Consider the following 9,769-nt stretch of genomic DNA (forward strand, 5'->3'; position numbering starts at 1 on the left):
AACCTCACACCCTAGACTAGACCCAACCTGCTCTTGCGCTCGGCCGACCATGCGGTGATGAGCTTGTCTGCGGTAAGGCCCATGAAGGCAACGCACAGGCCGAGCACCAGACCCTTGCCCGCATCATTGAAGGTCAGCGCCTTGAAAATCTCCTGGCCGATGTCCTTGGTGCCGATGAAGGCAGCGATGATGACCATGAACAGCGCGAACATGATGGTCTGGTTGATGCCGAGCATGATTTCCGGGAAGGCCAGCGGCATGCGAATGTTCCACAACAGCTGGCGTTGGGTGCAGCCTGAAGTGATGCCCGCTTCGACGATATCCTGCGGCACGTTGCGCAGGCCGAACACCGTATAACGGATGATCGGGATCATGGCGTAGATGATGATCGCCGAGATCGCCGCCACGTCGCCCACCTTGAACAGCATGATCACCGGGATCAGGTAGATGAAGGACGGAAAGGTCTGGAACGTATCGCACCAGAGCTTCGCCAATTGTGCCCGGCGCTCCGTCTTCGACGCCCAAATGCCGACCGGCAGGCCGATGAGGATGCACAGCAAGACTGCGACCGTTACCATGTAGGCGGTGATCAGCGAGCGCTCCCAGAATCCGGCAAAGGCGATGAACAAAACGAAGCCGGACACGATCAGCGCGAGACGCCAGCCCCCGAGCGACCAGCCCGCCACCGCCACCAGCGCCACCATTGCAGTCCATGGAATCTGCTGGAACAGCCCGCGGATCGGGATCAGCACATAAAGCAGCATGCCATCGCGGAAATATTGAAGCGGGTCGAAGAAGTAGAGCGTGATCCAGTCAACCAGACCGTCCCACAGCGGTGCCGTGCTCAAGGTAAATTCGGTCGGCCAAACGCTCGCGTAAGGCGTGATCGCCGCCAGAACGAGCGAGACGACGCAGACGGCAAGCGCAGCCGACACGAACGGGAAGCGCGCCAGCCACGAGGCGTTTTCGGAAATGTGGCTTGGTTGCTTCTCGGCAGCCGCACGGCTCAACTGGTCGAGCACGATGGCCATCAATACGATTGCAACACCGCTTTCGAGAGCCTGGCCGATCTTGAGCGACTGAAGGCGAAACAGGAGGTCGTGCCCAAGCCCGCGCGCGCCGACGAACGACGCGATGACGACCATGGCGAGGCACTGCATGATGACCTGGTTGACGCCCACAAGCAGAGCTTGGCGAGCGGCCGGAATCTCGACCATCCACAGCATCTGCAAGCGCGTGCATCCCGCCATCTTGCCGGCTTCACGGATCTCTTCGGCTATGCCCTTGAGACCAAGGATCGTCAGCCGCGCCATGGGCGGGATGGCGAAGATGACCGTGGCGATGGTTCCAGCCTTGTGACCGACGCCGATGAAAACGGCGATGGGGATGAGATAGGAAAAATGCGGCAGCGATTGCAGCACGTTGAGGACCGGCACGATGGCCGCCTCGAACCACGGCTTCTTGACCGCCAGTATGCCCAGCAGGAAGCCGATGCTGCCTGCAATCGGCGCTGCAACCAGCACGACCGAGAGCGTGATCATCGACAGTTCCCATTTGCCGAAGATCGCCATATAGGCGACGCAGCCCGCCGCCAGCGCGCCAAGCCGCCAATCGCGCAAGGACCAGCCCAGAACGCCGCAGAGGCCGGCCGTCATAACCCACGGCATCGCCGGCAGGCCGGCATCCGGAAAGCCCGACACAAGCAGGCCTTCGACCAGGGCGAGCGGCCATGTGATCAGCTCGGCAATCCAGCGCGTGAAATCCCGGAACGAAAAAAGCCCGAAAATGACGTCTTCGCGCAGATGATCGATGAAAGCGTTCGTCCAGTCGATGAACGGGATCGCCCATGCCTGCGGCACTTTCATCATCCAGCCCGGCAACAGCGGCGCGCACAGGAACAGGATCAGGAAAGGCAGTACCGAAAGCACCGGTTTCGCCGCCTTGGCGAGTGCTCCCGGCGTGTCAGCCTTGGTCGGCCGCTCCATGGCCACCGCGCTCATCGGGCCGGTTCCTGATCGTAAAGGGCGTCGATGTAGCTGCCCCGGTCGAGCGTGCCCACCAGCATGCCCTCGTCATCGACCACGTCAATCGGGCGTTCCGTGGTTACGATCCGGCGCGCGACGCTGGCAAGCAGCGCATCGGCCCGGATAGCGTCCTTGGACGGCTTGCGCGGAGCCGACGGCTCCATGACGCTTCGGACCGACAACAGGCGGTCTCGCGGAATGTTCTCGGTGAATTTCGCCACATAGGGCGTGGCGGGGCGGGTGACCAGTTGTTCCGCCGTGCCGAGCTGTTCGATGGCGCCGTCCTTCATGATGGCAATTCGGTCGGCGACGCGTATGGCTTCATCGAAATCATGCGTGATGAAAACGATGGTCTTGTTGAGCACCTTCTGGAGCCGCAGGAACTCGTCCTGCATTTCCTTGCGGATCAAAGGATCGAGCGCGGAAAACGGTTCGTCGAGGAACCAGAGGTCCGGCCCGACCGCGAGCGAGCGGGCAATGCCGACGCGTTGCTGCTGGCCGCCCGAAAGCTCGCGCGGGTAGTAGCCTTCGCGCCCTTTCAGCCCAACCAGCTCGATGACATCGCGTGCCCGGCTTTCCCGTTCCTGCCGACCCGTTCCCCGAACCTGCAAGGGAAAGGCGACATTGTCGAGAACGGTGCGGTGCGGCAAAAGCGCGAAGTTCTGGAACACCATGCCCATCTTGTGACGGCGCAAGTCGATCAGTTCATTGTCGGTGGCGCGCAGCATGTCGCGGCCTTCGAACATGACCTCGCCTGCCGTCGGTTCGACGAGCCGCGACAGGCAGCGCAGCAAAGTCGACTTGCCGGAGCCGGAGAGCCCCATAACGACGAGGATTTCGCCAGGCATGACATCGAACGACACGTCGCGAACGGCGGAAATATAGCCCTGCGCCCGGATGGCCTCGATTGTGGGCTGGCCATCATGTCGCTTCAGGAAACCGGCCGGATCGGGGCCGTAAAGTTTCCAGAGGTTTCGGCATGCAATCTTGGGGTCGCTCATGGAAATTCCCTTTGCCGTTGCGGGTCAACATCGTGCCTGCGCCAGAGGGAGCGCCCGCAATCAAGCGGGCGCTACCAGTCAAACAGGCAGAAGGCTGGAAGTCGGGATTAGCTGGCGGAACCCAGCCATTCCTTCCAGCGGGCTTCGTTGTCGGACAGCCACTTGTCCGCAGCCGCCTCCGGCTCCATGTTGTCGATGTCGGCAAGTTTGGCCTGCACGGCGACATCCATGTTGGTGAAGTTGATCTTCTGGAGCACCGAATAGGCCTTCGGCCACTTGTTCGGGAATTCCTTCCACGCGCCGATCTTCAGGTAGCCGTCCTTCGGGTTACCGCAGTCGTAGGTCAGCTCCTTGTTGGTTCCCCAGGAAGCATCGTCCTTGCACTTCGGATCGAAGGCCGGAAACTCGACGAATGCGCCTTCATAGAGGGCCTCGATGAAGTTCGGGGTCCAGTTGAAGAGAACGATCGGCTCCTTGCGCTTCTCGGCCGAGGCAAGCTCGGCCCAAAGGGCTGCTGCCGATCCGGCATTGACCACCTCGAAATTCATGCCGAGTGCTTCGACGCGCTCGGAATCGTGCTTCAACCAGTCAACCGGTCCGCCAAGGAAACGGCCCTTGGGCGATGTCTCCGCCGTTGCGAACTTGTCGGCGCAGGCATTGAGAGCTTCCCAGGAGGGCAGGCCCGGACAGATTTCCTCGACATACTTTGGATACCACCATTCCTCGCGGGTCTTCGCGTCATGGGTGGCAGCGTCGACGACACAGCCTTCCTTGACAACCTTTTCGAACGCGACGCCGAAAGCGCCTTCCCAGACTTCATGGACGAGGTGCACGTCGCCCTCGCAAAGCGCGGTGTAGACGACCTGGCTGTCGGCAGACACGTATTCGACCTTCGCGCCTGTCTTTTCGAGCAATTTGCCGACGATGTGCGCGCCGACGATCTGGCTCGACCAGTTGTGGGTTGGTATCTTGATGACGTCGGTGGAGTCCTGAGCAAAAGCAGTGGACACGGTGAAAGCCAGGATCGCGGCCACGCTTGCGGATTTGGTGAGTTTTCTCATTTCTTCTCCCTTTTGTAATTAGTTGTTCCCGACGAGCGGAAAATCACCTCTGCGGGTAGTTCTGATACGCTCAGCCCAGCCAGAATAACGGCGAGACGTGAACCGGTGTCGTCGTCGGTGTAAAAGTCGTGGCTTGCCATGTGAAAAGATGTTAATCGGATGCCGGGAGGAATTCGGTATGCGGCTCCAGCATCACATCGTGATCGTGGAGGATGACCCGGTTACGCGGGCGAAGCTTGCCGGCTATTTTCTGGCCGAAGGCTACAAGGTCAGCGAAGCCGGCGACGGCGAACAGATGAGAAGCATTGTCGGTCGGCATCCCGCCGATCTGTTGATGATCGACATCAATCTGCCGGGCGAGGACGGGCTCAAGCTCACCCGTGAACAGCGCGAAAGGTCCGATGCCGGCATCATCCTCGTCACCGGCCGCACCGACACGGTCGACCGCATCGTCGGGCTCGAAATCGGTGCCGACGACTACGTCACCAAGCCATTCGAGCATCGCGAACTGCTCGCAAGGGTGAAGGGGCTGTTGCGGCGTGTCGGCAAGAGCCGGCAACCGAATGCCAATGCTTCCACGCGCAGCTTCTATGGCTGGACGCTCGACATAGCCCGCCGCACGCTGCAGGCAACAGGCGGCACATTCGTCGATCTGACGGGGGCCGAATTCAAGCTGTTGGCGGTGCTCACCGCGAATCCGGGCCAGGTGCTGTCTCGTGAGCGTTTGCTGCATGAGATATCGAGGCGCGAATGGGACGCCAGCGACCGCACTGTGGACGTGCTCGTCCGGCGTCTGCGGCAGAAACTGCACGACAATCCGCGCGCGCCGCGCATCATCGTCACCGCGCATGGCGAAGGCTATTTTTTCACGCCTGAAGCGACACAGCCGGTCGAGCGGGAGATGCCACGCTACTGAAGCCCGATTATTCTGCCGCTGTGCGCTCCGCAGATGCGTCGGCCGGCAGCATTTGATCGAGTTCGGCAAAACCGGCCGCAAACGCCGCCTCGCACTCGCTGACAATGTGTTTCAACTCGGCAGCAGCGCCGGAGGCTGCCGCCGTCTCCAGCGCAACCGAAGCCGCCAACAATCTCGGAAAGCCAAGTGATCCGGCCGAGCTTTTCGTGGCATGGGCAAGATCGCGCAGTGCCTTGCGGTCGTTGGTGCACAATGCCTCGTTCATCGCCTCGAAGCGACGCGGCAGGCTTTCTTGCGCGATCCGGTGCAGCCGGCGGACAACCTCAAGCCCCAGCGCATCGACATCGGCCTTGCACGCAACATCGTCAAAAGCGGCCAGCACGGTCCTTGCCGGAACCCGATCCGTCAGCGTCCCGATGGCCTCGAGCAACTGCTCGTCGATGATGGGCTTGGCGACAAAGGCATCAACGCCCGAATTCAGATAGCGCTCGACCTCGGATGTGAAGACATGCGCCGACATGGCGATCACCGGCAGGCCAGGCGCATTGAGCGCCTTGCGCACGCGCTTCATGGCCTCGAGCCCGTCGATGCCCGGCAGGCTTATATCCATCACGAGGATATCAGGCTTGAAGTCCGCAACGGCTTCGACCGCTGCGTAGCCGGAACTGACCGCCATCACGCGGTGGCCCGCCTTTGACAACACCGTGTCGGCAACCAGCCGTGTCGCTTCGTCGTCCTCCACCATCAGAATGTTGAGCGCCAGCTTCGCCTTGGCCGCCCGTGGCCCGCGCTGTTGTGCACGGCCAGGGCGGCGCGCCGTTTTCATCGTCAGCTCGAAAATGAACTTGCTTCCCGCACCTTGGGCTGACTCGACTTTCAACTCTGCCCCCATCAACCGCGCAAGCTCTCGGCTGATCGCAAGTCCAAGCCCCGTGCCGCCGAAGCGGCGCGTGATCGAGGCATCTGTCTGCGTGAACGCCTGGAAGATGTGTTCCTGCTGCTCCGGGGAAATGCCTATCCCAGTGTCGGCGATGGTCACGATAACGCGCTGCGAACCCTTGTCAGCTTCCGCCTTGCTGACCTCTACCCTCACCTCGCCGCGTTCCGTGAATTTGATCGCATTGCTGACCAGATTGAAAAGCACTTGCCTGATCTTCGTTGCGTCGCCGCAAAACGCCGGCGCAAGCTTGCGGTCGACCTTCAAGTTGAAATCGAGGCCCTTTTCGGTCGCGATCGGCCGCATGAAAGCGACGACGCCCTCAACCAGCGTCGTCATGTCGAAGTCCACCTGCTCCAGTACCACATTGCCGGACTCGATCTTGGAATAGTCGAGTATGGCATTGAGGATGCCCAGCAATGCCTCGCCGGAATTGGCCGCGATGGAGAGATGCTTGCGCTGCGTCGAACTCAGCTTGGTGTCGGAAAGCAGCCGCATCATGCCGAGCATGCCGGTCATCGGCGTGCGGATTTCGTGGCTCATCGTCGCAAGGAACGCCGATTTCGCGCTGCTCGCCTGTTCCGCCCTTTCCCGCGCTTCGGCGTGATCCAATGCCTCTTCGCGAAGGCGCGTATTGACCAGCCTTATCTGCTCGGTTTGCTCCTCGACCAGTTGCTGCAATTCTTCGCGGTGGCGCTTCAACTCGACGGTGATGCGCTCGCGCTCCTGCTCGAGGTCGAGCCGCCGCTGCGATTCGTCACGGAACCTGTTCACGGCAACGGCCATGGTGCGCAGTTCGTCGTCGCCGTCTTCAGCCACCTGAACCGCGAGATCGCCGGCTGTCAGCCGCTGCATGGCGCGTGACAGGCTGCCCAGCCGCCTGACGAGGTTGCGTTCGACGTAAAGCCACACGATCGTGCCCGACACCAAGACGGCACCGAGCAAAGTCAGGATCAGCACGAACACGCCGATCTGCACCGCGTGGTCGGCCCGCTCCGCAGTCGTGCGGGCAAACTCGCCGGACCGGTCGAGAATGGTTCGGGCGACAGCATTCTGCTTCACCGAAAGGTCGCGATTGGCCTCCGCCATCGTGTCCAGCTTGCCGATCAGATCGACGATGCGCTGCCGACGCCCGAACAGCGAACCGGCAACCGGCGCATCGCCAGCCGCGGCTTCCATCGTGTTGAAGGATTCAAGCGCCTGCGCGCGCCGCACCGGATCGTCAATGCCGAGGATACGCCGGCGTATGACCTTCATGTGGTCCTGGAAGATGCGGCTGATTTCGGTGATCTCAGTCACCGATTCCGCCCGGTTGAGACGGTTGATAAGCAGGCTGATCTGGGCGCTGCGGTGGCGCAATTCATACATGCGCTCCATCAGAAAGATGTCGTGCTCGATCAGCCGGTCGATGGCGCTGTAGGCATCCTCGCGCCGGGCGGGATCGTTGATCAGACCGTAGAGGTTGGCGGTGACGGCGGAAGCGCCGGCAGAGGCATTCGAGATCAACGTCTCGGACAAAAGCAGGATGGATTGCGCCGCATCGGCCACCTTCTCGGCGCTGTCGCGATAGGCGGCCTCCTCCTCGAGCCTCTGGCGCACGAGCTCGTAATTGCTTTTCAGGTTCGCCAGCATCTTCTCGACAGCGCCGGCGAACTCCTCGACAAGCTGGGTGTCGATGGCAAGCTTCCTCGCCTCGTCAAGCGAGGTCACCATCTCTTGCGCGAGACGCGACAGCTTGGCTTGTTCGTTCGACAGCTCCGCGCTCGACTGGACGGCGGCGAGCACGGGCGCGGTCGCGACAAGCTTGGCGCTCAGTTCAGCCGTGTGCTGGGTTGCGGCAACAGCCGGCAGTGCTTTCGTGTTCACCACCGACTGAGCGGCCGCGATATGACGCAGGATCAGCCAGCTTGCTATGCCGGATGACAGGGACAGGCCAGAGATGCACAGGAAGGCGAGAAACAGCCTCCCACCGATACCGAGCTTACGAAGCATCTTTCAATATAACCACGGTTTGCACTGTCAGCGTAAGCCGTCTAGCGTTTGAGGCATGACAAGGATCGCAAGCCTCCTTCAAAGCTGTCTGTTTTGCGTCGCACTTGTTGCGTCCGCATCAGCGCCCGCAAGTGCCGAAGACGCGCCTGCTGCTTGGCAACTTGACGCATGGGACCCGCCGTTCGATTACTCCCGGCCGCCGACAACAATCGACTATCAGCCGGTGGCCAAGGCCGCGAAACACTGGAAGATTTGCGCCTCCTACCCGCACCTCAAGGATTCCTATTGGGTCAGCGTCAACTACGGCATGGTCGAGCAGGCGAAGGCTGCAGGCGTTGGGCTGGCCGTCGTCGAGGCCGGCGGCTATCCCAATCTGGACCGTCAGATCGAGCAGATAAAAGCCTGCAGCGCCGACGCCGATGCGTTGATCGTCGGCACGGTGTCATATGATGGGCTTACCCCCACAATATTGGAAATTTCGAAACGCATGCCGGTGATCGCTGCCGTCAACGACATCGCCAACGCCGGCATCACCGCGAAAACCGGCGTGTCGTGGGAAGAAATGGGACGCTCGATCGGCGCCTATCTTGCCGACCTTCACCCTGCCGGCTCGACACCGGTCAAGGTTGCCTGGTTTCCCGGCCCGAAAGGCGCCGGCTGGGTCCAGTTCATCGAGGCAGGTTTCCAGAAGGGCATCAAGGACAGTTCAGCCAGAATTGCCGCGGTAAAATGGGGCGACACGGGCCTTGAGATACAGCTACTCTTGATCGAGGAACTGCTCGAATCGCAGCCGGACGTCGACTACATCGTTGGCAGCGCCCCGACGGCCGATGCGGCGGTAAGCGTGCTGCGCGCCCAGAACCGCGAAGGCCAGATCAGTATTTTAGCCGACTACTTCACCCACGGCACATTCCGCGAGATTACGCGATCCAAGGTGCTGGCCGCACCAACGGATTCGCCACCGATGCAGGGGCGCATCGCCATCGATCAGGCAATCCGGGCGATTGAAGGGACGTTGCAGCACAAGCATGTCGGCCCGCATGTAACGATCATCGACAAAACCAACGTGCTGTCGCTCGATCTGGATCAGAGCCTTGCACCGGCATGGTTCAAACCCACATTCGAGGTCAAATAAAAGCTCTCCAGTTACAATTTTTCACAACTGGCTCGCCAAATTTCACGAACCGGAACGGACCGGTTCACAGACTGCGACTAGATTGCGCTTCGCTGCCAAATGCCGCCTGCACGCTGACAATGGGAGGAACCGTGTCATGACGAGCTATCCTGGAATAGTGAGTGGTCCGCCGCGTCCGAGTCTGGTTTTGCGGCCCGGGATGACGGTTGCGGGGGTTGAGCGCTACCAGGTCGAGGGCGCTGGCGCGGTTCTGGTCGAGGTCGAGGCCGGCGACAGGGTGACGGTGCGCAACCTTGAGGGCGGCCAGCCGTGCGAGCTGGTGGCATTCGACCGGCAGGGCCGCGGCGATGCAGGTATTCTCGGTACCAAGTCCAATTCCAATGCGGCCGGGTTGAAGGCGCTGCTTTTGGGCGGCGACGACAGCCTGAAGCGTCTGCGCTCAGGCATCGAGCGGCGCGGCCTGCAGCTCGGCGGAGCGGAAGCGGTGCGCTTCTTCGATGCGGCGACGCCTGCCGGCATCGAACAGTCCTTTGCGGTCACGCGCGACGGCTATCTGGTCGCGGCAGCGCCGGGCGGTCCGATGCTGGTCGACGGCCATGACACGGCAACGCCTTTGGTGATGACGCTGCAGCGGGCCAAGGTCAACAAGGGCCGCCGCTTCGAACTGCCCGATCCGTTGGCCGATCCGGTGCTGGATCTCAGG

6 protein-coding genes and 1 pseudogene are annotated in these 9,769 nt (G+C 61.4%); 3 read left to right on the forward strand and 4 right to left on the reverse strand.

The window, feature by feature from the left end:
* Nucleotides 1-11 precede the first annotated feature (11 nt).
* The 3 genes from ACODTY_RS18700 to ACODTY_RS18710 all read right to left on the reverse strand — a co-directional run bounded on the left by ACODTY_RS18700 (nucleotide 12) and on the right by ACODTY_RS18710 (nucleotide 4,086).
* Entirely contained in the window at nucleotides 12-2,000 is a 1,989-nt protein-coding gene (locus tag ACODTY_RS18700; protein WP_488995714.1) for an ABC transporter permease, read from the reverse strand.
* The gene (locus tag ACODTY_RS18705; protein WP_488995715.1) at nucleotides 1,997-3,025 is read right to left on the reverse strand and encodes a quaternary amine ABC transporter ATP-binding protein; all 1,029 of its coding nucleotides are present in this window, start codon (nucleotides 3,023-3,025) and stop codon (nucleotides 1,997-1,999) included. Before ACODTY_RS18705 ends, ACODTY_RS18700 begins: the two co-directional genes overlap by 4 nt.
* A 107-nt stretch (nucleotides 3,026-3,132) precedes the next feature.
* On the reverse strand, nucleotides 3,133-4,086 hold the full coding sequence (locus tag ACODTY_RS18710) for an ABC transporter substrate-binding protein (RefSeq protein ID WP_488995716.1): 954 nt from the start codon (nucleotides 4,084-4,086) through the stop codon (nucleotides 3,133-3,135).
* Nucleotides 4,087-4,264: 178 nt separating this feature from the next.
* Between ACODTY_RS18710 and torR the strand changes: the two genes are divergently transcribed.
* Entirely contained in the window at nucleotides 4,265-5,002 is a 738-nt protein-coding gene (gene torR, locus ACODTY_RS18715) for a two-component system response regulator TorR (RefSeq protein WP_488995717.1), read from the forward strand.
* A gap of 7 nt (nucleotides 5,003-5,009) precedes the next feature.
* On the opposite strand, the gene torS is transcribed toward torR, so the two are convergent.
* Nucleotides 5,010-7,931: a TMAO reductase system sensor histidine kinase/response regulator TorS gene (gene torS, locus ACODTY_RS18720; protein ID WP_488995718.1), complete on the reverse strand. Its 2,922-nt coding sequence runs from the start codon at nucleotides 7,929-7,931 to the stop codon at nucleotides 5,010-5,012.
* Between the two features lie 55 nt (nucleotides 7,932-7,986).
* Between torS and torT the strand changes: the two genes are divergently transcribed.
* Both torT and ACODTY_RS18730 read left to right on the forward strand, forming a co-directional pair.
* Complete coding sequence (torT, locus tag ACODTY_RS18725; RefSeq protein ID WP_488995719.1) at nucleotides 7,987-9,066, forward strand: TMAO reductase system periplasmic protein TorT; 1,080 nt, start codon at nucleotides 7,987-7,989, stop codon at nucleotides 9,064-9,066.
* A 136-nt stretch (nucleotides 9,067-9,202) separates the two neighbouring features.
* Nucleotides 9,203-9,769 (forward strand): annotated as a pseudogene (locus ACODTY_RS18730) (aminomethyltransferase); the annotation flags it as partial.

It is taken from the genome of Mesorhizobium sp. FG116 (genome assembly GCF_057809835.1).